Source organism: uncultured Candidatus Pelagibacter sp., assembly GCF_943788075.1.
Lineage (GTDB): Bacteria > Pseudomonadota > Alphaproteobacteria > Pelagibacterales > Pelagibacteraceae > Pelagibacter.
This window is the reverse complement of sequence record NZ_CALSOW010000002.1, coordinates 126,871-151,623: the sequence shown is the minus strand read 5'-3', so window position 1 is coordinate 151,623 and position 24,753 is coordinate 126,871. Positions and strand designations below refer to the sequence as shown.

Genomic DNA, 24,753 nt, shown 5'->3' with positions numbered 1-24,753 from the left:
TTTATTTTTTATTTTTTATACTAATACCAAGCTCTTTTAATTGTTCTTCGCTTACATCAGATGGAGCTTTCATCATTAAATCTTGAGCATTCTGATTCATTGGAAACATAGTTACTTCTCTTATATTTTTTTCATTAGCTAGCAACATTACTATCCTGTCAATACCAGGGGCAATTCCTCCATGAGGTGGTGCGCCGTAGCTTAATGCATTAATCATTCCACTAAATTTTTCATCTACTTGTTTTTTGTCATAGCCTGCAATTGAAAAAAGTTTATACATAAGTTCTGGTTTATGATTTCTTATCGCACCTGATGAAAGTTCAATACCATTGCAAACAATATCATATTGATAAGCCAATATATCTAAAGGTTTTTCAAAATTTTCTTCAGTTAAATTTCCTTGTGGCATTGAAAATGGATTATGACTAAATTCAATTTTCTTCGTAGTTTCGTCTTTCTCAAACATTGGATAATCAACAATCCAACAAAATGCAAAAACATCATCATCAATCAAATCAAGATCTTTAGCTATTTTATCTCTAGCAAGTGAAGTGATTTTCTCTAAATCATTTTGTTTTCCACATGCCATAAAAATACTATCTCCAACCTCTGAGTTAGTTTTTTTCATAATTTCTTCTAAGGCTTCTTTAGAAAAAAACTTTCCAATGGGTCCTTTCGCTGAAAGTTGACCCTCTTTTTCAAAAGTAAAATATGCTAAACCTGAAGCACCTTGTTCTTTAGCCCATTTGTCAATATTATCAAAAAAGCTTCTGGGTTTATCTTTTGTATTTTTAGTTGAAATGCATCTAACTTTTGAACCAGATTTCACAAGTTTTTTAAAAATCTCAAATGAAACATCTTCTCTTGTAAATATTTCTGTAATGTCATTTATAAGCAATGGGTTTCTTAAATCAGGTTTGTCACTTCCATAATTTAACATTGCATCAGCATATGAAATTTTTGGAAATTTATCGTACATTAGTTTTTTATGTGAGAATTTTTTAAAAGTATTAACCATTAAAGTTTCAACAACGTTAAAAACATCTTCTTGTTCTACAAATGACATTTCTAAATCAAGTTGATAAAATTCTCCTGGACTTCTGTCGGCCCTAGCATCTTCATCTCTAAAACAAGGTGCAATTTGAAAATATTTATCAAAACCAGAAACCATTATTAATTGTTTAAACTGCTGGGGTGCTTGTGGTAGTGCATAAAATTTTCCAGGGTTAAGTCTACTTGGAACTAAAAAATCTCTTGCTCCTTCTGGGCTTGATGAAGTCAAGATTGGTGTTTGAAATTCTAAAAAATCAAGTTTTGTCATTTCATTCCTAATATAAGAAATCACTTTAGATCTTAAGATTATATTTTCATGAATTTTTTTTCTTCTTAAATCTAGAAATCTATATTTTAATCTTATTTCTTCAGCATACTCTTGATCACTAAAAACTGGCATTGGTAACTCTTTGCAAGTCCCCAATATTTCAAACTCATTAATAACAACTTCAATTTCGCCTGTTTCAATATCTTTATTAACCGTGTCATTAGAACGATTAACAACTTTTCCATTAACTTTAATAACTGTTTCAAGTTGAGTTTTTTCAAGATCTAAAAAGTTTTTATTCTCTTTATCAATAATACACTGTGTGATTCCATAATTATCTCTTAGGTCAATAAATAAGAGGTTGCCATGATCTCTTTTTTTATTAATCCATCCAGATATTGAGATATCCTTATTTAAATCATCTTTTCTAAGTTCATTACAATTATGTGTTCTATATTTATTCAATTATTCTCCTAAGGCTTCTTTTATAATCTTAAAATCGATTGGTTTTTTTTGTTTTAAACTAATTTTGTCGATTTTATATATGAAATCAAAAATTTTGCCATACGATCTATCAATTCTTTTTATGATATAATCTACTAATTTCTTATCTATAGATATTTGGCGGTCTGATAAGTTTTTTAATATAAGCGCAAACATAAGGTCATCCTCTGGTTTTTCGATATTGCATAATAAAAAATTTTTAGATCTTGAGTTTAAATCGTTTAACTTAAAGGAATAATCAACAATTGGCTTTTTTGAAGATAAAATTAGATATTTATTATCCTGGTCAACAATATTCAATAAAGTAAATAATAAATTTTCATCAATTTTATCATTAAAATTTTCAATGATTATATTTTCAAAAACTTTAATCTTTTTTAAAAATTCATTATTTATCTCATTGGCCTCAATCTTAATTCCTTTAAACTTATGTAAAAAAATATTTACTAAATGAGTTTTACCTGAAAATCTTTCTCCAATTAAATTTACAAAATTTTTTTCCCACTTTGGCCAGCTATTTAATAGTTTGAAGGCAAATTCATTACTTTTTGAAACATAAAAATCTTGATCTTTAAAATTTTGATCATAATCAAAATCTAATATAAGTTGATTTAAATCATTCACTTAAGGACCCATATCTGATCTTGAATGTCAAATTCATATCTTTTATTTTTCATAACTTTAAGAAAATGGTCAGGCAACCCATTATATATAATCTTATAAAAACTATTTTTATTATTTAATTTATAAATATAAAAATCATATACCATATCCATATTATCTAATATCTCTTCAAATTTTTTAATCTCTGTATTATTGTTATTCACTGAGATAGTTAAAGATATCTTTACCGATGTATTAATTTCATTCTTACTCTTCCAATAATTTTCATAAATAGTTTTTAAATTTTTAACTAATTCATCTGCTTCTTGATTATTATCTATATCAAGATTTTGAAAACTTGATATTTTTGATATCCTCTTCTTGATTAAAATTTATCTTATTTAAAACTTTAACTAGATTATTTTCTTTAAAGATGATTGATATAATATATTCATCTAAATTATATTTCTTAATAATTTCATTAAAGTTATAACTTTCTAAATATTTTGAATTTTTTTTTATTAAATTAAAATCTTCTAGATCTTCAGTGGGTAAAATATATCTTAATAAATGATACTTTTGATTGTTAGAATTCCAATTATTAAAGATATAATTTTCTGAAAAAATTGAGATTTCATCTTTATTGTTATCTACGATAATTGGTAAAAAAAAAATATTTTTTTTAACAGGGAGTGATGGAAAAATATTTTTTCTCTCCATCAAATTTAATACTTTTTTTTTATTAAAGGATACATTTAAGGATAAATAATATACTTCATCAATAAATTTTTCCTCTTTAATAGAAAAAGTTTCAATCATACCTTTGATCAAACCAAGAGATACTTTATTAAGCTTATTTTGGTCTTTAGTTTGAACAGTGGATAAAACTAACCTGTCAAATGCTTGTAGAAAACCTTCATCAATTATGTTGTTTTTATCAAAATTAATCTCAAAAGGAGCAGATATCTCTATATCATTGATTGAAAAAGTCTTTGCTTGAATATTTTCTGTGGAAAAAAAAATATTTAGCAAAGCAAGAAAGCAAAAATGAATATATAATCTTCTGTAATTAAAAAGTTTAATATTTAATCTCATAAAACATATTAATGAATAATAAATCAATAACCTATAAAAAAAGTGGAGTTAACATAAATGCTGCTGATCAATTTGTTAATTTCATTTCATCTGTTTCATCAAAAAAAAGAGGCAAAAAAAAGTTTTCAAATATTGGAGGTTTTGGATCTATATCAGAAATACCAAATCAAATAAAACAACCTAAAATTGTTGCTTGCACCGATGGTGTTGGCACTAAAGTGGAAATTGCTAATACTCTTAATAAGTATGACACTATTGGAATAGATTTAGTTGCAATGAGTGTGAATGATTTAATTGTTCAGGGTGCTAAGCCTCTATTATTTTTGGATTATATATCAATAAATAAAATTGATTTAAAAAAATTAAAATCAATTATTAAAGGTATCTTAAAAGGTTGTGAGTTATCTAAATGTGAACTAGTTGGTGGAGAAACAGCTGAGATGCCTGGCACGTATGAAAAAGGTAAATTTGATATTGCAGGTTTTGCTGTTGGCATTGTTGGTAAAAATAAAATTTTAAGGAAAGATAAAATTAAAAATAATGATTTAATTTTAGCTATTCCCTCAAGCGGTCTTCATTCAAATGGATATTCTCTAGTACGCTATCTTCTTAAACAAAAAAAAATAGATATAAAAAAAAACAACTTTTTAAAAAAAGAGTTAATTAGACCAACTAAAATTTATGTAAGTGAAGTTTTAAAATTAATAGACAAAGATTTAATTAATGGATGTGCAAACATTACTGGAGGTGGTTTAGCTGATAATATTAAAAGAGTTATTCCAGATAATTTAACAGCTGAAATAAATTTAGAACAAATAAAAGCATCTAAAATTTTTAAATGGCTTCATAAAAAAGGTATATCAGACAAAGAAATGCTTAAAACTTTCAATTGCGGTGTTGGTTTTTGTTTAATTATTAACCCAAAAAAATTAAATAAAATTAAAAGATATTTTACAAATAATTTTAAACCATATGTCATAGGAAAAATCTCTAAAAACTTTAAAGAAAAAGTAAAACTTAATGGCTCTGTTAACTGGATTTAATAAAATAAATACAGCAATTTTTATATCTGGAACAGGTAGTAATTTAAAATCACTTATCAAATTTTCAAAACTTAAAAAATCACCAATAACCATTGGGATGATTATTTCTAACAACCCTAAATCAAAAGGTTTGAAATATGCCAAGATTAATAAAATTAAAAAAAAAGTATTTAATTTTAACAGCACTATATCTGAAAAAAAAGTTATCAACGAATTAAAAAAAGATAATATAAATTTAATTTGTCTTGCTGGTTTTATGAAAATTTTATCAAAAGAATTTATTAAAAATTTTAATGGAAAAATTCTAAATATTCACCCTTCTCTTCTTCCAAAATACAAAGGATTAAATACTCATGTAAAGGCAATTAAAAATAAAGATAAATATTCAGGATGTACAGTTCACCTTGTAAATTCTAAACTTGATTCTGGTAAAATCATTGATCAAAAGAAAGTTAGAATTAATAAGTTAGATACCCCTGAAACCTTAGCAAAAAAGATTTTAGTCCAAGAGCATAAACTCTATCCAGAAGCTATTATTAAACTGCTTAATCTTTAAAGAAAAAGTCTATTTCAATTTTTGCGTTTTCAACACTATCTGATCCATGTACAGAATTTTTATCAATAGAAATTCCATATTTTTTTCTTATAGTGCCTTCTTCTGCATCATTTGGGTTGGTAGCACCCATCAATTCTCTATTGCCTAATACTGCGTTTTCTTTTTCAAGAATCATAACTACAATTGGTCCAGAGGACAGATAAGCACAAAGATCATTATAAAATGGTTTTGTCTCATGAACCTTATAAAATTTTTCTGCCTCTGATTTTTCAATTTGGATTTTTTTTTCTTTTACAATTGAAAATCCTTTATTTTTAAACATTTCCTTTATTTCATTATCTAAATTTCTTTCAACTGCGTCTGGCTTAACAATTGATAATGTTTGTTCTGTATTACTCATAGTCATCCTCTATTAGTTTGTTTAATAATCTTACACCGTAACCTGTTGCACCACCTGAATTAAGTGCTCCACCATATTTTGAAAAAGCCATACCAGCTATATCTAGGTGTGCCCAAGGTGTTTTGTTTAATACAAATCTTTGTAAAAATTGTGCAGCTGTAGTTGATCCAGCACCACCAACATAATTAATATTTTGCATATCAGCATTTTTAGAGTCTATTAATTTATCAAAGTTTTTATGTAGTGGCATTCTCCATAATTTTTCATCAACTTTATCTCCAGCATTTAATAATTGATTAGATAATTTATCATCATTAGAAAAAAGACCAGCATATTCAGATCCGAGAGAAACTATGATTGCACCTGTAAGAGTTGCTAAATCAACCATAAATCTTGGCATAAATTTTTTTTCTGTGAATGTAAGAGCATCCGCTAAAACCAATCTACCTTCTGCATCAGTGTTTAATATTTCAATTGTTTTACCACTATATGATTTAACAATATCGCCAGGTCTTTGAGCATTCCCCCCTGGCATATTTTCTACAAGACCTACGACGCCAACAGCATTTATCTTTGCTTTTCTAACAGCTAAGTTTTTCATCAAACCAACTACTGTAGCAGAACCTGCCATATCATAAGTCATATCTTCCATAAATTTTGCAGGTTTTAATGAAATACCACCCGTATCAAAACAAACACCTTTTCCAACAAAAGCTAAAGGTTTAGAATTATTTTTTGCTCCATTCCATTCCATTGTAACAAGATATGAACCCCTAATACTGCCTTGTCCAACTCCAAGCAAAGCGTTCATTCCAAGTTTTTTTAGTTTTTTTTCATCGTATATACTAATTTTTAATCCAAATTTTTTAAGTGAATTAATTCTTTTTGCATATTCATCAGGATGTAAAATATTACCTGGCTCAGAAACAAGATCTCTTGCAAAAAAAGTTCCTTCTTCCAAAGCTTTAAATCTTAATTGATCCTGTGAAGATATCTTATTTTTACTTCCAATTATATTTATAGAGACAAATTTTTTATCTTTTTTTGATTTATATATATTAAATTCATAAGATTTTAATTTTATTCCATGCAAAAAATATCCTACAAAGTTTTTAATCTTACTATTGATGGTATCTGAGTTTACAAAATAATTATTTTTCTTATCATATTTTATATAGCCATGAAATTTAGCACCTAAATTTTCTATATCAGAAGTATTAATGTCTTTCTTAATTGAAACTAAAAATATTGTTTTTTTCGAATTAATTTCGAAAACAAGTAAACTTTTTTTTAAATCACTATTTTTTAATAGGTCTGAGATATATGATAATTCAGAATTTGAGATATATTTTTTTAAACCACTAATATTGAATTTTTCATCCACAAATAAGACAAGATTTGACGAAATTTTTTTCGAATTACCGCTTTTATAATTAATTTGAACAGTCATAAATTTTAAATACAATCCTAACGAGTAGAATGCTATATATTGTCAAAATTTACATATTTCAATGAAAAAAATTATTTTTAGAAAATTATTATTAGACTGTTTAACTTTTTTCTTTTTAGCATTGTTGGGCATAAGTTTAATTATTTGGGTTTTTCAAGCAGTAAATTTTTTAGATATTATGATTGAAGATGGCAGAAACTATAATGTTTATTTCAATTATACACTACTAAATTTCCCAAAAATTATTAGTAGGATTCTCCCTTTTGCGCTTTTTATAAGTTTTTCTTATACATTTATCAAATACGAGGCAAACAATGAATTAATCATTTTTTGGAATCACGGCGTTAGCAAAATAAGCATAGTAAATTTTTTTTTCTGGATTTCGATTCTGATTATGTTGATACAAATTCTACTAATGTCACTCATTGTTCCAAAATCTCAAGAAATGGCAAGATCCGAATTAAGAAGTTCCAATGTAGATTATTTCGAAGGATTAATTAAACCAAAAAAGTTTAACGATACAGTCAAAGGACTTACTATATTTGCTGAAGATAAAAATGAAAATGGGGAACTTAAAAATATTTATATCAAAAAAAATAACTATGAAAAAGGATTTCAAATCACATTTGCTAAAAAAGGAGTTTTTGAATTAAAAGGAAATAAAAAAATTCTTGTTCTTTACGACGGCCAAACTTTAAATCAAAATAATAACAATATTACAAATTTCGACTTTTCTAGATCAGATTTTGGATTAGGAAATATGGACTCGCATCTTGTTACTCACAAAAAGATACAAGAACAATCAACAATTTCTTTGATAAGATGTATAAAATCTATTTTTGAAAAAAAAGATTACAATGTAATTAATTGCAATAAAAATAATCCTAGAAATATTTATAAAACAATATTTAAAAGATTGATAAATCCATTTTATTTACCAGTTTTAATATTAATTTCTCTATTATTTATATTAACCTCAAAAGAAAATCTTAAATATAATAAATACAAATATTCTATTTTTTTACTTGGACTTGGGCTGATAATACTATCTGAGAGTTCACTTGGATATATTTCAAATAATTTAAACAAAAATATTTTAATTTTAATTCTTCCCATTTTTCTAACTTTATTTTTTTACATAATTTTTATTCATAAATTAAAATTATTTTCCAGAATTACAAAATGAAAACATATACAAAATTTTTAATAAATGGGTTTATAAAGTCGTTTCTTAACGTCTTTTTTATAATGTTGTGCCTTGTATTTATTCTAAACATTTTAAAAGAAATTGAGTTTTTTAGTAATAAAGAAGTGCATTCACTTTATCCAATTTATCTATCTATTATGAGCTCACCATCTATTATTTTTGAAATGTTTCCTTTTATATTTTTGATAGCAACTCAATTTTTTTTTCTTAAGTTATTTAATAATGATGAAATAAATATCTTTAAATATTCAGGCTTAAAAAATATTAAAATAATTTACATCTTGGGTTTTGTTAGTTTTGTTATTGGCATTTTGACTGTAACTACATTTTATTCTCTTTCATCCAATTTACAGCATTATTACTTGCAAATTAAGAATCAATTTTCTGATGATAAACTTTATTTGGCAGTCATAAATAAAAATGGATTATGGATGAAAGATGTTGTCGACAATAAGACTAGCATTATAAATTCATCTAAAATTGATAACAATTTTTTAACTAATACTTTTATAACAACTTTTGATGATGAATTTAATTTAATCAAAAGTCTCAAAAGTGACAAGATAGATATAAGAGATAATGAATGGTTAATTTATGATGTAACAATTTTTGAAGAAAATATAAGTAAAAAAAAAGATTTGATAAAATTTAAATCAAATTTTAATCAAAAAAAAATTGAAAGTTTGTTTTCAAATTTATCATCACTTTCACTCCTAAAACTTATTGATTTAAGACAAAATTATAAATCATTAAATTATTCTACTGTAGATGTTGATATGCAAATTTATAAAGTTGCAACATATCCTTTAATTTTAGTCATAATGACAGTTCTATCTTCAGTTATCATGCTAAATACTAAAAAAACTAACAGCAAAGTCATTAAGATAATTATTGGTCTATTATTTTCGGTAATAATTTATTATATAAACAACTTTTTTAACGTAATGGGTTCAACTGAAAAACTACCATTAATGGTATCGGTATGGACACCCATTATATTTTTAAGTTTAGTAAATCTAATAATGTTATTAAATATAAATGAAAAATAAATTTTTTAATTCATTCCTCTTCCTAATTTGGATTATCTTTTCCTTAAGTACCTCAAATGCAAATGAAGCATTTACATTAAACGTTACTGAAATAGAGATTTTAGAAAATGGAAATAAAATTAATGGCACCAATGGGGGAACAGCTATTTCAGATGATGGTAGCACTATTACAGGTGAAAATTTTTTTTACAATAAACTTAAAAATATTTTGGAAATAACTGGCAATGTAAAATATGTAGATAATATTAAAAATGTTATAATTATTGCTGATAAAATAATTTATTTTAAAAACGACGAAAAAATATTTACAATTGGAAATTCAAAAGTTGTTGATGAAAATAAAGATATAAAAGCAGATAATTTAGAATATGACAAAAGCCGTAATTTTTTTAAAGCAAAACAGAATGCTGAAATCAATGATTATGAGAAAGATACAAAAATTTATGCAGAAGAAATATCCTACTTAGTAAATGTAGAAAAAATTTTTACAAAAGGCGAAACTAAAGCTTTAATTCAAAAAAAATATAAATTTAATTCAAGTGACATCTCTTATTTTAGAAATAATGAAAACATATTTTCAGAAAAAAAAACATCTATAGAAGATGACAATGGAAATATTTATAAACTAGATAAATTCTCATATGATATAACCAAAGAACTATTAAAAGCCAAAGAGATTGAAGTTTTGGCAAAAGTTGAGGGAAGCAAAATAGATAAATATTTTTTTTCAGAAGGTTTTTTTAATTTTAAGAATAAAAGTTATATAGCAAAAGAAACTAAGATTAATATCCATAAAGATGTGTTTGGAGATCAAAGTAATGATCCTAGAATTTATGGCTCAACCTCATCAAGTGATCAAAATAAGACCATTGTAAATAATGCAATTTTCACTAGCTGTAAACTTAATGATGATTGTCCTCCTTGGAGTATAAAAGCCGAAAAAATAACACACGACAAAATCAAAAAAGATATGATTTATAAAAATGCAGTAATAAAAATATATGATACTCCTATTTTATATTTTCCAAAATTTTTTCATCCAGACTCATCTGTAAAAAGAAGAAGTGGTTTTTTACAACCTAGATTGAATAATTCAAAAACTCTAGGCTCGTCAATTAACATCCCTTATTTTAAAACTCTTGGGCCTAATAAAGATTTAACTTTTAAACCAACATTATTTGAAAAATTTTCAAAATTTGAGAAAGAAAAATATATCTTGCAAACTGAGTTTAGAAAAAAAGAGAAAAACTCATCACTCATTGCTGATTTTGCTTTTTTAAGAGATTATAAATCATCAACTAATAGTAAAACTAAAAATATTAATCATTTATTTCTTAATTATAATAGTAAATTAAACATTCCTAATTTTATAGAAAGTAGATTTGAAGCCAATATTGAAAGAGTTACAAACGACACGTATTTAAAAGTTTTTGAAAACAATTTATTCGACACACCGTTATTACCAGAAAGCCAAACAACATTGAACTCGAATGTTAAACTTTATCTTGAAAAAGAAAATCAAAATTTATCAACAGGTATAGAAGTTTATGAAAACTTAGGAGTAAAACACAGTGATAGGTATCAATACACTTTACCTTATTATGATTTTTCAAAAAATATAACTTCAATGATTGCTGATAATACAATTAATGGATATTTAAATTTTTATTCATCAGGAGTAAATAAACTTTCAAACACAAATAATGTAAGAACTACTGTTGTTAATGACCTTATTTACAATTCAAATGACTTTATATCAAAATTAGGATTTAAAAATAACTTTGACTTATATTTAAAGAATTTAAATTCAGCAGGAAAAAATGACTCTATATATTCATCCAACATACAAATAGACGGAATGAGTATTTTAAAAATTGACTCTGCTATCCCTTTATTAAAATCAACTAATATGAATAGACAAACTCTTACACCAAAAATTTCTTTAAGAATTAATCCAGGAAATAATATGGACAACTATAGAGACACAGCAGCTAATATTACTGCAAACAATGTGTATGATATAAATAGACTGGGAATCTCAAATGTTTTTGAAGCCGGAAGATCTCTTACATTTGGTTTAGATTATAAATTTGATCTACAAGAAAATGATCTGACTGAAGATGCCAAAGATAAATATTTTGAGGTTAAATTAGCAACTGTTGTAAGAGATCAATTTGAAAATGATATTCCAATAAGCTCTACAATTAACAAGAAAAATTCAGACATATTTGGGTCTATTAATAATAGATTATTTAATAATTTGGATTTAGTTTATGATTTTTCATTGGATAATGATTTGAAGACTATAAATTCAAACTCAATTTCAACTGAATTTTCAATTAATAATTTTGTTACATCTTTCAACTATATTGAAAAAAGACATGAAATTGGATCAACACATGTGCTTTCAAATAATACAGAATATATGATTAATGATAATACTTCTTTAAAATTTTCTACAAGAAGAAATAAAGAAATTAATTTAACAGAATATTATGATCTTAGTTATGAGTATAGAAACGATTGTTTAACAGCTGCCTTAAAATTTAAAAAAAGCTTTTACCAAGATAATGACCTGAAACCCACCCAAGATTTATTTTTTTCAATAACATTATTTCCATTAGCAACCTATGAAACTGGAATAAAGAAATAGTTAAATAAATGTTAAAAAAGTTAATTCTAATATATTTGACGACTATTTTTTTTATTAATAGCTCTAGTTCGTTTGGGATAGAAAATAAGATATTAGTGAAAATTGAAAATCAAATAATTACAAGTTTAGATGTAAATAGTGAATATAAATACTTAATTGCATTAAACCCAAGCTTAAAAAATTCCAATAAAAAAGATGTTATTGAACTTTCAAAAAGATCAATTGTGAATGAAAGAATAAAAAAGATCGAAATTGAAAAAACTTTTAAAAATCCACAATTACCTGAAGAATTCTTGAATAAAATTTTACAAAATGTCTACTCAAGAATAGGTTTGGCAAATTTAGATGACTTTAAAGAATATTTAATTCTTAATAACGTTGATATTGAAAATGTAAAAAATAAATTAGAAATTGAAGCTCTTTGGAATGAGTTAATCTTAATTAAGTTTTCTTCAAAAGTTAAAATCAATGAAAAAAATTTAAAAGCAAAAATAAATAAAGATAATAAATTTTCAAAATCATATTTATTGTCTGAGATTTCTTTTGAGGTTTCAAATCTAAATGACCTAGACAATAAATTTTCAGAAATCAGCGATGTAATAAATAATAGTGGTTTTGATTTTGCAGCTCTTAAATACAGTGTTTCTACAACTTCAAATTTTGGAGGTAAATTAGATTGGATCAATGAAAATTCTCTTAATAGGAAAATAAAAGATGCAATAAAAAATTTAAAGATTAATGATTTTACAAAACCAATTAATGTATCAGGTGGTTTTTTAATTTTACAAATTAATGATATTAGAAATACTCAAATTGAAGTTAATGTTGAGGAAGAATTAATAAAAATAACCAATTTTGAAAAAAATAATCAATTAAATCAATATTCAAAAATTTATTTTAATAAGATTAAAAAAAATTTACAAATTGATGAATTATAAACCAATAATAATTGTTGCTGGAGAACCTAATAGTGTTTTTTTTGAAATTTTTTTTAAAGTTATAAAAAAAAAAATTAAATCTCCTATTATTTTAATTGCATCAGAAAAGCTAATTATCAAACAGGCTAGTGTTTTAAGAAAAAAAATTAGTTTAAATCTTATTAATGAAAACGATGTAATTAAAAAGAAAAATAATTTAAAGAAAATAAATTTAATAAATGTAGACTTTAAACAAACCAAAGCATTTGAAAAGATTACCCCTAGATCAAATGAATATATTTCTTCTTGCTTTCAAATAGCTTTAAGATTAATCAAAAACAATATTAGCAACAAATTTATTAACGGACCAATCTCTAAGAAAACTTTTTTGAAAAACAAATTCAACGGAATTACAGAATTTTTAGCAAAAAAAACTAACACTAAAGATTTTGCAATGATAATTTATAATAAAAAGCTCTCTGTTTGTCCTTTGACCACTCACCTTCCAATTAAATATGTTTCTAAAAGAATTAACAAATTAGAATTAATTAAAAAAGTACGACTTGTAGATAAATTTTGGAAAATAAAATTTAATAAAAAAATTAAAATTGGTGTCACAGGACTTAATCCACACTGTGAGAGTATTGATAGTTTTAATGAGGATAAAAATATTATTTATCCTACAATTAAAAAATTGAAAAAACTTAAATATGATATTCAGGGTCCTTTGGCGGCAGATACTATTTTTTTAAAAAATAATAGAAAAAAATTTGATCTAATAATTGGAATGTATCATGATCAGGTACTTGCTCCTATTAAAACACTATTTGAATATGAGGCAATAAATATAACTATAGGTCTTCCATTTATTAGGGTTTCCCCTGATCATGGCCCTAATGAATCTATGCTTGGTAAAAATAAATCTAATCATTTAAGCTTACATAACTCAATAAAATTTTTAGATTTTTAAGTGATTAGAGCAAAAAAAAGTTTAGGTCAAAATTTTTTAATAGATAGTGATATAATCAGCAAGATAGTTAACACTGTTTCAATTACTGATAATGAAATTTTAGAAGTTGGACCTGGTACCGGAAACTTAACCAAAGAAATTTTAAAAAATAATCCAAGCAAAATGTATCTTGTAGAAAAAGATAATTTTTTAGCAGAATCTTTAAAAGAAATAATTGATGAAAGGGTTATAATTTTTAACGAGGATATTCTTAAATTTGATACAAGCTCACTTTCAAAAAATAAAATCGTGGTATTTGGAAATTTGCCCTACAATATTTCAACAGAAATTTTAAGTACATGGATTGTAAATTTAAAGAAAAATTATTGGTTTTCTGACCTTATTTTAATGTTTCAAAAAGAAGTGGCAGACAGAATTATAGCTCAATTTAATACATCTGCTTACGGAAGATTATCGATTTTAGCGAATTGGAGACTAAACATAAATAAAATTTGTGATATTGCACCTGAAAGTTTTTCACCAAGACCCAAAATACAAAGCACTTTAATTCACTTTACTCCTAAAAAAAACTTTGCTGATATTAAAGATCCGTTAAATTTAGAAAAAATTACCAGAGTATTTTTTAGTCATAGAAGAAAGATGTTAAAAAAACCATTTAACCAAATATTTAATGGAAATAATGATCTACTTAATAAATTTAATTTAGATTTAAATTTAAGGCCTCAAAATTTAGATTTTGATACTTATTATAAATTAACAATTGAATATGAAAAATTAAGAAGTTAATTTTTCTACATGATTTCGAATATATTCCAAATCATAATCTTTAGACCCATCAGAAATTTCAGCATTAATTAAATTAGTAATTTTAGAATAACAACTTTTTAATTCATCATTAATCACAACATAATCATAATTTATCCAATGCAATACATCTCTTCCAAATTGCTTCATTCTTTCTTCAGCAATTAATTTATCTTTCATATCTCTATTTGATAATCTTTCAAATAAGACTTCTTTACTTGGAGGCAAAATGAAAAATGTTATGAGTTTGTAATCTAACTTTTTGTTTTTAATCTGATCTGCACCTTGCCAATCGATATCAAATAAAACATTTTTACCTTTATTTAATTTGTCAATTACAGGTGTTCTAGTTGTTCCATAAAAATTACTAAATACTTTTGCATATTCAAGAAATTCCTCATTTTTAATTAACCTATTAAAATCATTTTCATTAACAAAATAATAGTCTTTGTCATTTACTTCATTGGGTCTTGGTTGACGAGTTGTGTGTGAAATAGAGGTTTCATAGTTATCCATTTCGGATAACATTTTAACTAATGTGGTTTTACCCGCCCCAGAAGGAGAGGATAAAACAATCATTACGCCATCATTTTCTGAGGGCATTTAAACTATTAGTTCGCTTTTCCTTCGATAAACTTAACTGCATCACCAACAGTTAAAATTTTCTCAGCTTCACTATCTGAAATTTCAGATCCAAATTCTTCTTCAAAAGCCATCACTAATTCAACAGTATCCAAGCTGTCAGCACCTAGATCATCTATAAAACTAGACTCCTCAGTTACTTTTGCTTCGTCGATACCTAAGTGATCTGCTACAATTTTTTTTACTTTGCTTGAAACGTCTTCTGACATATTGATCCTTTTTAGTTATAAATTCTTAATAGTTTAAAAAGCTATTTTGTCAAGCCATATACATGCCCCCATTAACATGCAATGTTTCACCATTTATGTAGTTAGACAGATCTGAACTTAAAAAAAATACAGCATTTGCAATATCATCTGGCTCACCAAGGCGCGCTGATGGTATTTTTGATATAATAACTTCTTTGAATTTATCATCGATTTTATCTGTCATTGCTGTTTTAATAAATCCTGGCGAAATACAATTTATATTAATATTTTTCTTTGCGTATTCTGTTGCCAAACTTTTTGACATAGCAACTATTCCAGCTTTTGAAGCTGTGTAATTAGCTTGTCCCAAATTACCAGTATGACCAACAACTGATGTAATATTGACAATTTTTCCAGATTTATTTTTAAGCATTTTTTTAATTGCAAATTTACTCATTAAGAAAGTTGAGGTTAAATTGACATTTATAACTTTTTGCCACTCATCCAAGGTCATTCGAATTGCAAGATTATCTTGGGTTATTCCAGCATTATTAATTAAACCATCTAAACTTCCACCTAATTCACCTGTAGCATTTTCAATAAATTCTTCGATTTTATCACTTTGAGATATATCAAATTTTAATATTTTGATGCCTTCAAAATTTTTTTTTAATTCTTCTAGTTTTTCAATTTTAGTCCCTGAGGCTAAAATATTTGCTCCTGCTTCATTTAGTTTTTTAATTATAGCATTGCCTATTCCACCTGATGCACCAGTTACAATAATATTTTTATTTTCTAAACTACTCATATTTGTAAACCCTCGATATCTGTTTGATTGTTAATAGTATCTATTTTTACTTCTTTGCTAATTCTTTTAACCAAACCTGATAAAACTTTACCTGGACCAATTTCAATAAAATGATTTACACCACTACCAATCATATTAATTACACTTTCTCTCCATCTCACTCTATTTTCAATTTGTTTTACCAATAGATCCTTAAGCTCATTGGTATTTGATATTTCATTAGCAGTAACATTTGAAATTAATTTATTCTCACCTTCTATAAAATTTATTTTATTTAATTCATCACTCATTATATTTGTTGCTTTATTCATTAAACTACAGTGAAAAGGCGCACTTACTGGTAACTTTATATTTTTAATTGAATTTTCTTTTAAAATTAAAATTAATTTATCTATATCGTTTATTTTACCACTTAGTACAATCTGACCTTCAGAATTATCATTTGCAATTTCAACACTTAAACTTTTTTCATTATTTTTTAAAATTTTTTCAACTATTTCTACGGTTGAACCTAATACTGCAACCATGCCACCCTCGCCTTTAGGAACTGAGTTTTGCATAGCATCACCTCTTATTCTTAAAATTTTTAAGGTATCTGAAAAATTTAAGTAACCTGCACAAGATAAAGCAGAATATTCGCCCAATGAGTGTCCTGCAAAATATTTGGCTTTGCTCAAATCAATATTAAATTCATTATTAATTACTTTATAAATTGAATAGCTAATTAGAAATATTGCTGGCTGAGTATTTGCAGTTAGGTCTAATTCCTCTTTTGGACCTTCCAAAATAAGCTTAGATATTGAAAAATTTAGTATATCATCAGCTTCTTTAAAGAGATTTTTAACCAGATCAAACTTGTCATAGAATTCTTTTCCCATACCAACCATTTGTGAACCTTGACCTGGAAAAATTACTGAAAACATATAAAAATAACTATTAATTTTGCCTTTTTAACTATTGTAATTGAACATTTATAATAGTATATCCTCACTTTTTATTAAAGAACTTAAATGAATTTATACGAACATACTATCATAGCTAGACAAGACACTTCACCAAGTGAAATTAAGCAATTAACTGAAAAATATTCTAAAATTGTTGAAAAAAATGAAGGTGAAATTGTTAAAACTGAAAATTGGGGTTTACTAAACTTATCTTACTTAATTAAAAAAAATAAAAAAGGTAGCTACATCCACTTTAAAATAAAAGGTAAAGGTAATGTAATTGATGAGTTAGAAAAAAATGAAGCTATAGATAAAAAATTATTAAGATACTTAACAGTTAGAGTTAAGAAATTTGATCTTGAAGCTAATTACTTTGCTAAGAGAGATGATGATGAAAAAAAAGAAAGTTATAAAAACTAATTATGCCTAAAAGACAAAGTGGAAACAAAAAAGGTAAACAAAGTAATTTTGCTAAATTAAGTATTTTTCAACCAAATAAGTATAAATTCAAAAAAACTTGCCCACTTTCAGGAAAAGGTGCTCCTGCAGTAGATTATAAGAATGTAAGACTTTTAAAAAAATATATGTCTGAAAATGGAAAAATTTTACCATCAAGAATTACAAATGTTTCACAAAAAAAGCAAAGAGAGTTATCTCTATCTATTAAAAGAGCTAGAAATTTAGCTTTAATATAATATGAAAGTAATTTTACTAGAAAACGTAAAAAGAGTTGGTTCTATTGGCGAAGTGATAGAGGTTAAAAGAGGTTATGCAAGAAATTTTTTAATTGCTAACAAAAAAGCACTATACGCTTCAAAAGAAAATATTTTAGAAGTTGAAAAAATAAAATCAGATTTATCAAAAAAAGATAGCGAAAAGAAAAAGGAAGCTGCACAAATTTCAGAACAAATTAATGGCAAAGAGTATGGTGTTAAAAAACTAAGCACTGAAAACAACGAATTATATGGTTCTGTTAAACCAACTGAAATTGCAAAATTAATTCAAGAAGAAAATAAAATTGGTATCAAGCCTTCAATGATACAGCCAGTTGAAGAGATTAAGTCTCTTGGAAAATTTAAAGTAAAAATTTCTTTACACTCTGAAGTTGACGCTGAAATTACAGTTAACGTTACTTCAGCTGATACGATACAATAATTATACATTCTTTTCCCCAGCCTTTATTATTAATTTTATTTAAATATTAATTCTGTAAATTACTATTTATGGAAAACAATCTAAGTATCGTTAAAGATCAGTTTAAAGAATTACCTAATAATATTGAAGCAGAACAAGCTGTTATCGGTTCCATACTAGTTAGTAATGATATATTTGATGAAATTAGCACAATAATTTCCAGTATAAATTTTTACGATCCAATGCATCAAAAAATTTTTGAAGCTATTGAAAGTTTAGTTTACAAAGGAATGCTTGCAAATCCAATTACACTTAAAAATTATTTTGAAGATGAAAAAGATGATTTAAATGTTCCTGAATACCTAGTCAAGATTACAAAATTTTCCACATCAGTACGCCAAGCTGTTGAATACTCAAAAATAATCTATGATATGTTTGTTAGACGCGAATTAATCAAAATTTCAGAGCAAACTATTGATAGTGCAAAATTAAATGAGCTAGATACTAATGGTCAAACTATTATTGAAAATTCAGAAAGACTACTTTTTGATTTAGCAGAAAAAGGTTCTTTTAATTCTTCATTAGTTAAATTTGATGAAGCTATGAAACAAACCATAGAAATGGCATCTGCTGCATATAAAAATGAGGAAGGTATTGTTGGTGTTCCAACAGGACTTAGAGATTTAGATGATAAACTTGGTGGTCTTCACCAATCAGATTTAATTATTATTGCTGGACGTCCTTCAATGGGTAAAACATCTCTTGCAACAAACATTGCTTTTAATGCTGCACAAAAATTACAAGACAGTGGAAAAAAATCATCAATTGCCTTCTTTTCATTGGAGATGTCTTCAGAACAATTATCTACGAGAATTATTTCAGAACAAGCAAGAATAAGCTCAAACGATATAAGAAGAGGAAGAATTTCAGACGAACAATTTGACAAATTTTTAGAAACTTCAAAAAATATAGCTGAACTTCCATTGTATATTGATGAAACACCTGCAATTAGTATTGCTGCAATGAGTAACAGAGCTAGACGAATTAAAAGATTGTTTGGTCTAGATATGATTGTGGTTGATTATATTCAATTAATGAGGGGAACAACATTTAATAAAGATGGTAGAGTTCAAGAGATCTCGCAAATTACCCAAGGACTAAAAGCAATTGCTAAAGAACTTGGAGTGCCAGTTGTAGCTCTATCACAGCTTTCAAGACAAGTTGAACAAAGAGATGACCACAAACCTCAATTGTCTGATTTAAGAGAATCTGGTTCGATAGAACAAGATGCGGATGTTGTTATGTTTGTTTATAGAGAAGGATATTATTTACAAAGAAAAGAACCAAGAGAAGCAACGGTTGAACATGCAGAATGGCAAGCAAAAATGAATGAAGTTGCTCACTTAGCTCAAATTATAATTGGGAAACAACGACACGGCCCAATAGGTAATGTAACTCTTGAGTTTGAAGAGAGATTTACTAAATTTAAAGATACTCAAATTAATTAAATTCCAATATAAAAGAGCTGATGTTTGCTCAATTGTATCAAAATAGAGTTCTGAAAAACCCTAAAATAGTATTTATTTTACTTGTTATTGCGATATTAAGCTTTGGCTATTATTCGAAGGATTTCAGGTTAGATGCATCTTCAGAAACACTATTGATAGAGGGTGACCCTGATTTAGCCTATTTAAAAGAAGTAACAGAGAGATATGGCTCAAAAGATTTTTTAATTCTAACCTATACTCCAAATGAGGGGATGGTTACTGATAACTCTATTAACAATCTTTTAAGTTTAAAATACAAAATTCAAAGTCTAAATTGGGTTCACAGTGTAATTACACTTTTAGATGTACCTCTTTTAAGCAATTCAGACGCACCGTTACAAGAAAGATTGGAAAGCTTTAAAACTTTAAAAGATGAAGGGGTTGATAAAAATCGCGGATTTAAAGAAATTCTAAATAGTCCAGTTTTTAGAAATTTTGTAATTAGTGAAAATGGAAATACGAGTGGAATTATTGTTAATATTAAAGAGAATATAAAATTAGAAAATATTGAAAATTTATCAAAATCAGAAATAGAGTCTCACAAAGATAAAATAAAAAAACAAAATCATGAAAATATATTAGAGATAAGACAAGTTATCAAAAGTTATGGAGATGTAGGTAAAATCTATCTTGGAGGAATTCCAATGATAGCTGATGACATGATGACATTTATTAAAAGTGACATTATAGTTTTTGGTTTAGGGGTTCTTTTATTCATTATTGCAACTTTATGGTTTGTTTTTAGAAAATTAATTTGGGTCATTGTTCCAATTAGTAGTTGCTTATTTTCAGTTGTAATTATGATGGGTTTGCTTGGAATTCTTGGTTGGAAGGTAACAGTTATCTCTTCTAACTTTATTGCATTAATGCTCATATTAACAATGGCAATGAATATTCATATGAGCACTCGTTTTCTTCAATTAAAAAAAGATTTTCCTGCTAAAAATAATTTTGAAATTATATCCCTTACTACAAATAAAATGTTTTGGCCTATTTTATATACAGTCTTTACAACTGTATTTGCTTTTTTATCTTTAATTTTTAGTGGAATTAAACCAATTATAGATTTTGGTTGGATGATGACTTTTGGCTTAATCACATCATTTGTTATTACTTTTACTCTTCTTCCAACTCTTTTAAATTTTGCTCCAACAAAAAATATGGAACTTATAAAAGAACAAGACTCTAGTATCACAAGTTTTTTAGGTCTACTTTCTTTGAATAACAAAACTACAATTTTTGGAGTAACTGGAATTATTGTTATTTTAAGTGTAGTTGGAATTAGTAAACTTGAAGTAGAAAATAGCTTCATTAATTACTTTAATAAAAATACTGAGATTTATAAGGGAATGAAACTTATTGATGAAGAATTGGGTGGCACTACCCCACTTGAAGTTATCTTAAAGTTTCCTGTAACTGAAAATAAAGAAACAACAGCAGAGGATGATGAGTTTGAAGATTGGGGTGATGATGAAGATGAGAATGATGAAAAATATTGGTTTACTAAAGATAAAATCGATAAAATAGCTTCAGTTCACAATTATTTAGACAATCTTCCACAAGTGGGCAAAGTTCTATCTTTTTCATCAATTATTGAAGTTGCAACACAGCTCAATAATAATAAGCCTCTTGGCACTCTTGAGATGGGAGTTTTGTATTCTAAAATTCCAGAAAGTATCAAAACCGAAATAATTGATCCATATTTATCCATTGAAGATAATGAAGCCAGGGTAAGTTTAAGAATTATTGACTCACAAGAAAACTTAAGAAGAAACGAATTAATTAATAAAATAAATTTTGATTTAAAAAATAAAATAGGATTAAAAGAAAATGAATATAAATTAGCTGGTGTTTTGATTTTATTTAATAATTTATTACAAAGCTTGTTTAAATCTCAAATTTTAACGTTAGGGCTAGTAATGATTGGAATTCTTTCAATGTTTATAATTTTATTTAGAAATATCAAGTTATCCTTAATTGGTGTTGTTCCAAATTTTATTGCAGCATTTTTTATTTTAGGAATTATTGGTCTTCTTGGTATTCCATTAGATATGATGACAATCACTATTGCAGCAATAACTATTGGAATAGCGGTAGATAATAGCATTCATTATATTTACAGATTTAAAGAAGAATTCAGTAAGATAAAAGATTACAACAAAACTTTAAAAAAATGTCACTCAACTGTTGGAGTTGCTATATTAAATACATCTATCACTATTGTCTTTGGTTTTTCAATTTTAGTTTTATCAAAGTTTATCCCAACAATTTATTTTGGAGTATTTACAGGTATAGCAATGTTGCTTGCAATGATATCTGTTTTGACTTTATTACCTGCTTTAATCTTAACTGTAAAACCTTTTGGTAAATGATCTAGATGCTAAATACATTTCAAGACTTTTTTAATGAAATATCAGTAATTGATTTTTTATATGTTGTGGTAACAATTTTATCTTTAATACAATGTTATAGCAAAGGCTTTGTACTAAGTATTCTTTCCATGGCTAAATGGATTTTAGCTTATGTGATTACTTTAATTTTATTTCCTAGAGTTAAACCTTATTTTAAGGATATAATTGATAGTGAATACATTCTCGACATAGGGCTTAACATCACTATTTTTGTAGTAGTTATATTTTTAGTGCTACTAATTAATAAAGGAATCAGCAAAGCAATCAGCTACACTGGCATTGGTGGGCTTGACAAAACGTTTGGATTCTTTTTTGGGTTTATTAAAGCATATATTGTTGGTGTTTGTGTCTTTGCTGGAATTCATATTGTCTATAATTATGATAAATGGCCTATAAATTTAGAGCAATCATACGTCTTTCCTTACCTTGAAAAAGGTAGTAATTATCTCATAAAAGAATTTCCTAATGAAAAAACATATCAAGATTCTAAAGAAAAAATTAAAGAACTTTGATCCAAAATTAAAAGAAGAATGTGGTGTTTTTGGTGTAAGTAATGCAAAAGATGCCTCAGCATTAACGGCGCTTGGTCTTCATGCACTTCAACATCGAGGTCAAGAAGGTTGTGGAATAGTTACTTTTGATGGTGAAAAATATTATTCTGAGAAAAGATTTGGTTTAGTTGGTGATAATTTCAATAAAGAAAAAGTGCTTGAAAAACTTAAAGGAAATTATGCAATTGGGCATAATAGATATAGTACAACTGGTGAAAACACTCTAAGAAATATCCAGCCATTTTTTGCAGATACTAATGCAGGTGGTATTGGAGTTGCTCATAACGGAAATTTAACTAATTCGATTTCTTTAAGAAATAAGTTAGTTGAAGATGGAGCTATTTTCTACACAACATCGGACACTGAAACAATAGTTCAATTAATTGCAAAATCTAAAAGACCTAAAACAATAGACAAAGTTGTTGATGCAATATTTCAAATTCAAGGTGGTTACGCCTTAGTTATGCTGACACAAAATTCTCTAATTGGTGTTAGAGACCCCTATGGAATTAGACCGCTTGTAATTGGTAAACTTGGAAATAGTTATGTTCTTGCCTCAGAAACATGTGCACTGGATATAATTGGAGCGAAATTTATAAGAGATGTTGAAAATGGAGAGATAGTTCTAATTGAAAATGATAAGTTAGAAAGTATTAAACCATTTCCTCCAAAAAAAGTAAGGCCATGTGTTTTTGAATATATATATTTTGCAAGACCAGATAGCATACTTGATAACAAAACAGCTTATGAACATCGAAAAAATATCGGAGCAGAACTTGCTAAAGAAAATGATGTTGATGCAGATATAGTTGTTCCAGTTCCAGATAGTGGTAACGCTGCAGCTCTTGGGTTTGCTCAACATTTAAAGATGAATTATGAACATGGCTTGATAAGAAATCATTATGTAGGTCGAACTTTTATTGAACCTAGTCAAAAAATCAGAAGTCTAGGAGTTAAATTAAAATTAAATGCAAACCAAACAACCATTAAAAATAAAAAGATTATATTAATTGACGACTCGTTAGTTAGAGGAACTACTTCTCACAAAATTGTTAAAATGTTATATGATGCAGGCGCCAAAGAAGTTCATGTTAAAATTGCATGCCCTGAAATTAGATATCCAGATTTTTATGGAGTTGATACACCAACAAAAAAAGAATTGTTGGCCGCAAATAAATCAAATGATGAAATTTGTGAATATATTGGAGCAAAATCCTTAAAATTTTTATCTCTTAATGGACTATATAAAGCTATTGGCTTTGAAAATAGAAATGAAACTTATCCTCAACTAACTGATCATTATTTTACAGGTGATTATCCTGTAAAACCTATTGATGAACTTGGAGATAATAAAATTACCCAATTATCTTTATTAAGCACCGCTTCTAATAATTAGTAATGAAAAAAGTAAATTTCACAGAAATGAAGAATGGGACTAAAGAAGATTACCAACTCTTAGAAAAATATGAAAAAAGTTTTGAAAGACAGACTGCTGATAGAATAATAAAATATTTAGCTTCTCAAACAACCACGCTAGAAGGTTATCAAATAACAAGACTAGAGCATTCTTTGCAAGCAGCAACTCGAGCTTATAAAAATGGTGAGAATGAAGAAATGGTTGTAGCCACTTTATTACATGATATCGGGGATGATTTAGCTCCAATGAACCATTCTCAGTATGCAGCTTCAATACTAAGACCTTATGTTTCTGAAAGAACTTATTGGATTATTCAGCATCATGGGTTATTTCAAACTTATTACAGTGCTCATCATTTAGGAGGAGACAGAAATGCTAGAGATAAATTTAGAGATCACGAACATTATCAGGCAACTATTAACTTTTGTGAAAATTATGATCAGTCTTCTTTTGATCCAAATTATAAAAGTATGAGTTTAGATGAGTTTTCACCAATGGTTAGAAGAATTTTTTCTAAAACCCCATATTATTATCTTTAA

General features: G+C 26.4%; 25 protein-coding genes. 16 read left to right on the top strand and 9 right to left on the bottom strand.

Annotated elements, in window-relative coordinates; genetic code table 11:
* Position 1 precedes the first annotated feature (1 nt).
* The 3 genes from aspS to Q0X98_RS03260 all read right to left on the bottom strand — a co-directional run bounded on the left by aspS (position 2) and on the right by Q0X98_RS03260 (position 3,523).
* Positions 2-1,786: an aspartate--tRNA ligase gene (aspS, locus tag Q0X98_RS03270; RefSeq protein ID WP_297681418.1), complete on the bottom strand. Its 1,785-nt coding sequence runs from the start codon at positions 1,784-1,786 to the stop codon at positions 2-4.
* Positions 1,787-2,449: a DnaA/Hda family protein gene (locus tag Q0X98_RS03265; protein WP_297681416.1), complete on the bottom strand. Its 663-nt coding sequence runs from the start codon at positions 2,447-2,449 to the stop codon at positions 1,787-1,789.
* Positions 2,450-2,770: 321 nt separating this feature from the next.
* Complete coding sequence (locus Q0X98_RS03260) at positions 2,771-3,523, bottom strand: hypothetical protein (RefSeq protein ID WP_297681414.1); 753 nt, start codon at positions 3,521-3,523, stop codon at positions 2,771-2,773.
* 11 nt (positions 3,524-3,534) lie between these two features.
* On the opposite strand from Q0X98_RS03260, the gene purM reads away from it, so the two are divergent.
* Entirely contained in the window at positions 3,535-4,566 is a 1,032-nt protein-coding gene (gene purM / locus Q0X98_RS03255; RefSeq protein ID WP_297681412.1) for a phosphoribosylformylglycinamidine cyclo-ligase, read from the top strand.
* Positions 4,544-5,122 carry a phosphoribosylglycinamide formyltransferase gene (gene purN / locus Q0X98_RS03250; RefSeq protein WP_297681410.1) on the top strand — a complete coding sequence of 193 codons (579 nt, stop codon included), beginning with the start codon at positions 4,544-4,546 and terminating at the stop codon, positions 5,120-5,122. The genes purM and purN overlap by 23 nt, the downstream gene beginning before the upstream one ends.
* Here the strand turns inward: purN and ndk are convergent.
* Positions 5,112-5,522 carry a nucleoside-diphosphate kinase gene (gene ndk, locus Q0X98_RS03245; RefSeq protein WP_297681408.1) on the bottom strand — a complete coding sequence of 137 codons (411 nt, stop codon included), beginning with the start codon at positions 5,520-5,522 and terminating at the stop codon, positions 5,112-5,114. The two genes, purN and ndk, sit on opposite strands and share 11 nt — an antisense overlap.
* The gene (locus Q0X98_RS03240; RefSeq protein WP_297681406.1) at positions 5,515-6,972 is read right to left on the bottom strand and encodes a leucyl aminopeptidase; all 1,458 of its coding nucleotides are present in this window, start codon (positions 6,970-6,972) and stop codon (positions 5,515-5,517) included. The genes ndk and Q0X98_RS03240 overlap by 8 nt, the downstream gene beginning before the upstream one ends.
* 61 nt (positions 6,973-7,033) lie before the next feature.
* On the opposite strand from Q0X98_RS03240, the gene Q0X98_RS03235 reads away from it, so the two are divergent.
* From Q0X98_RS03235 to rsmA, 6 genes are all read left to right on the top strand, one after another.
* The gene (locus Q0X98_RS03235) at positions 7,034-8,158 is read left to right on the top strand and encodes an LptF/LptG family permease (RefSeq protein WP_297681404.1); all 1,125 of its coding nucleotides are present in this window, start codon (positions 7,034-7,036) and stop codon (positions 8,156-8,158) included.
* Complete coding sequence (locus Q0X98_RS03230) at positions 8,155-9,228, top strand: LptF/LptG family permease (RefSeq protein WP_297681402.1); 1,074 nt, start codon at positions 8,155-8,157, stop codon at positions 9,226-9,228. Before Q0X98_RS03235 ends, Q0X98_RS03230 begins: the two co-directional genes overlap by 4 nt.
* Complete coding sequence (locus tag Q0X98_RS03225; RefSeq protein WP_297681400.1) at positions 9,218-11,881, top strand: organic solvent tolerance protein; 2,664 nt, start codon at positions 9,218-9,220, stop codon at positions 11,879-11,881. The genes Q0X98_RS03230 and Q0X98_RS03225 overlap by 11 nt, the downstream gene beginning before the upstream one ends.
* Positions 11,882-11,976: 95 nt before the next feature.
* Positions 11,977-12,819: a peptidylprolyl isomerase gene (locus Q0X98_RS03220; RefSeq protein ID WP_297681398.1), complete on the top strand. Its 843-nt coding sequence runs from the start codon at positions 11,977-11,979 to the stop codon at positions 12,817-12,819.
* The gene (locus Q0X98_RS03215; protein ID WP_297681396.1) at positions 12,809-13,768 is read left to right on the top strand and encodes a 4-hydroxythreonine-4-phosphate dehydrogenase PdxA; all 960 of its coding nucleotides are present in this window, start codon (positions 12,809-12,811) and stop codon (positions 13,766-13,768) included. Before Q0X98_RS03220 ends, Q0X98_RS03215 begins: the two co-directional genes overlap by 11 nt.
* Positions 13,769-14,554 carry a 16S rRNA (adenine(1518)-N(6)/adenine(1519)-N(6))-dimethyltransferase RsmA gene (gene rsmA / locus Q0X98_RS03210; protein WP_297681394.1) on the top strand — a complete coding sequence of 262 codons (786 nt, stop codon included), beginning with the start codon at positions 13,769-13,771 and terminating at the stop codon, positions 14,552-14,554.
* Here the strand turns inward: rsmA and gmk are convergent.
* The 4 genes from gmk to fabD are packed head-to-tail and all read right to left on the bottom strand — an operon-like array spanning position 14,543 to position 17,133.
* Positions 14,543-15,175, bottom strand: a complete 633-nt coding sequence (gene gmk, locus Q0X98_RS03205) for a guanylate kinase (RefSeq protein ID WP_297681392.1) — start codon at positions 15,173-15,175, stop codon at positions 14,543-14,545. The two genes, rsmA and gmk, sit on opposite strands and share 12 nt — an antisense overlap.
* 8 nt (positions 15,176-15,183) lie before the next feature.
* Positions 15,184-15,423 (bottom strand): acyl carrier protein, encoded by a 240-nt coding sequence (locus tag Q0X98_RS03200; protein ID WP_008544320.1) that lies wholly within the window; start codon positions 15,421-15,423, stop codon positions 15,184-15,186.
* A gap of 49 nt (positions 15,424-15,472) precedes the next feature.
* Positions 15,473-16,210 (bottom strand): 3-oxoacyl-ACP reductase FabG, encoded by a 738-nt coding sequence (gene fabG / locus Q0X98_RS03195; RefSeq protein ID WP_297681384.1) that lies wholly within the window; start codon positions 16,208-16,210, stop codon positions 15,473-15,475.
* The gene (gene fabD / locus Q0X98_RS03190) at positions 16,207-17,133 is read right to left on the bottom strand and encodes an ACP S-malonyltransferase (RefSeq protein ID WP_297681382.1); all 927 of its coding nucleotides are present in this window, start codon (positions 17,131-17,133) and stop codon (positions 16,207-16,209) included. Before fabD ends, fabG begins: the two co-directional genes overlap by 4 nt.
* Positions 17,134-17,220: 87 nt before the next feature.
* On the opposite strand from fabD, the gene rpsF reads away from it, so the two are divergent.
* The 8 genes from rpsF to Q0X98_RS03150 all read left to right on the top strand — a co-directional run bounded on the left by rpsF (position 17,221) and on the right by Q0X98_RS03150 (position 24,753).
* Positions 17,221-17,574: a 30S ribosomal protein S6 gene (gene rpsF / locus Q0X98_RS03185; protein WP_271507625.1), complete on the top strand. Its 354-nt coding sequence runs from the start codon at positions 17,221-17,223 to the stop codon at positions 17,572-17,574.
* A 2-nt stretch (positions 17,575-17,576) separates the two neighbouring features.
* Positions 17,577-17,849 carry a 30S ribosomal protein S18 gene (gene rpsR, locus Q0X98_RS03180; RefSeq protein ID WP_028036673.1) on the top strand — a complete coding sequence of 91 codons (273 nt, stop codon included), beginning with the start codon at positions 17,577-17,579 and terminating at the stop codon, positions 17,847-17,849.
* 1 nt (position 17,850) lies between these two features.
* Positions 17,851-18,309 carry a 50S ribosomal protein L9 gene (rplI, locus tag Q0X98_RS03175; RefSeq protein ID WP_297681376.1) on the top strand — a complete coding sequence of 153 codons (459 nt, stop codon included), beginning with the start codon at positions 17,851-17,853 and terminating at the stop codon, positions 18,307-18,309.
* Between the two features lie 68 nt (positions 18,310-18,377).
* Positions 18,378-19,796 carry a replicative DNA helicase gene (locus Q0X98_RS03170; protein WP_297681375.1) on the top strand — a complete coding sequence of 473 codons (1,419 nt, stop codon included), beginning with the start codon at positions 18,378-18,380 and terminating at the stop codon, positions 19,794-19,796.
* Positions 19,797-19,816: 20 nt separating this feature from the next.
* Entirely contained in the window at positions 19,817-22,207 is a 2,391-nt protein-coding gene (locus Q0X98_RS03165) for an MMPL family transporter (RefSeq protein ID WP_297681373.1), read from the top strand.
* 5 nt (positions 22,208-22,212) lie between these two features.
* Positions 22,213-22,758, top strand: coding sequence for a CvpA family protein (locus Q0X98_RS03160; protein ID WP_297681371.1), 546 nt, complete (start codon positions 22,213-22,215; stop codon positions 22,756-22,758).
* Positions 22,712-24,193 (top strand): amidophosphoribosyltransferase, encoded by a 1,482-nt coding sequence (purF, locus tag Q0X98_RS03155; RefSeq protein ID WP_297681369.1) that lies wholly within the window; start codon positions 22,712-22,714, stop codon positions 24,191-24,193. The genes Q0X98_RS03160 and purF overlap by 47 nt, the downstream gene beginning before the upstream one ends.
* A gap of 2 nt (positions 24,194-24,195) precedes the next feature.
* Complete coding sequence (locus Q0X98_RS03150) at positions 24,196-24,753, top strand: HD domain-containing protein (protein ID WP_297681367.1); 558 nt, start codon at positions 24,196-24,198, stop codon at positions 24,751-24,753.

What these genes read in the sequence shown, in the direction of transcription:
- rpsR (WP_028036673.1), top strand. Translation starts at nt 17,577, where the DNA reads ATGCCTAAAAGACAAAGTGGAAACAAAAAAGGTAAACAAAGTAATTTT.
- fabD (WP_297681382.1), bottom strand. Translation starts at nt 17,133, where the DNA reads ATGTTTTCAGTAATTTTTCCAGGTCAAGGTTCACAAATGGTTGGTATG.
- fabG (WP_297681384.1), bottom strand. Translation starts at nt 16,210, where the DNA reads ATGAGTAGTTTAGAAAATAAAAATATTATTGTAACTGGTGCATCAGGT.
- Q0X98_RS03215 (WP_297681396.1), top strand. Translation starts at nt 12,809, where the DNA reads ATGAATTATAAACCAATAATAATTGTTGCTGGAGAACCTAATAGTGTT.
- gmk (WP_297681392.1), bottom strand. Translation starts at nt 15,175, where the DNA reads ATGCCCTCAGAAAATGATGGCGTAATGATTGTTTTATCCTCTCCTTCT.
- Q0X98_RS03165 (WP_297681373.1), top strand. Translation starts at nt 19,817, where the DNA reads ATGTTTGCTCAATTGTATCAAAATAGAGTTCTGAAAAACCCTAAAATA.
- Q0X98_RS03170 (WP_297681375.1), top strand. Translation starts at nt 18,378, where the DNA reads ATGGAAAACAATCTAAGTATCGTTAAAGATCAGTTTAAAGAATTACCT.
- rpsF (WP_271507625.1), top strand. Translation starts at nt 17,221, where the DNA reads ATGAATTTATACGAACATACTATCATAGCTAGACAAGACACTTCACCA.
- Q0X98_RS03160 (WP_297681371.1), top strand. Translation starts at nt 22,213, where the DNA reads ATGCTAAATACATTTCAAGACTTTTTTAATGAAATATCAGTAATTGAT.
- Q0X98_RS03235 (WP_297681404.1), top strand. Translation starts at nt 7,034, where the DNA reads ATGAAAAAAATTATTTTTAGAAAATTATTATTAGACTGTTTAACTTTT.
- purM (WP_297681412.1), top strand. Translation starts at nt 3,535, where the DNA reads ATGAATAATAAATCAATAACCTATAAAAAAAGTGGAGTTAACATAAAT.
- Q0X98_RS03240 (WP_297681406.1), bottom strand. Translation starts at nt 6,972, where the DNA reads ATGACTGTTCAAATTAATTATAAAAGCGGTAATTCGAAAAAAATTTCG.
- Q0X98_RS03230 (WP_297681402.1), top strand. Translation starts at nt 8,155, where the DNA reads ATGAAAACATATACAAAATTTTTAATAAATGGGTTTATAAAGTCGTTT.
- purN (WP_297681410.1), top strand. Translation starts at nt 4,544, where the DNA reads ATGGCTCTGTTAACTGGATTTAATAAAATAAATACAGCAATTTTTATA.
- ndk (WP_297681408.1), bottom strand. Translation starts at nt 5,522, where the DNA reads ATGAGTAATACAGAACAAACATTATCAATTGTTAAGCCAGACGCAGTT.
- Q0X98_RS03200 (WP_008544320.1), bottom strand. Translation starts at nt 15,423, where the DNA reads ATGTCAGAAGACGTTTCAAGCAAAGTAAAAAAAATTGTAGCAGATCAC.
- rplI (WP_297681376.1), top strand. Translation starts at nt 17,851, where the DNA reads ATGAAAGTAATTTTACTAGAAAACGTAAAAAGAGTTGGTTCTATTGGC.
- purF (WP_297681369.1), top strand. Translation starts at nt 22,712, where the DNA reads ATGAAAAAACATATCAAGATTCTAAAGAAAAAATTAAAGAACTTTGAT.
- Q0X98_RS03225 (WP_297681400.1), top strand. Translation starts at nt 9,218, where the DNA reads ATGAAAAATAAATTTTTTAATTCATTCCTCTTCCTAATTTGGATTATC.
- Q0X98_RS03150 (WP_297681367.1), top strand. Translation starts at nt 24,196, where the DNA reads ATGAAAAAAGTAAATTTCACAGAAATGAAGAATGGGACTAAAGAAGAT.
- Q0X98_RS03260 (WP_297681414.1), bottom strand. Translation starts at nt 3,523, where the DNA reads ATGAGATTAAATATTAAACTTTTTAATTACAGAAGATTATATATTCAT.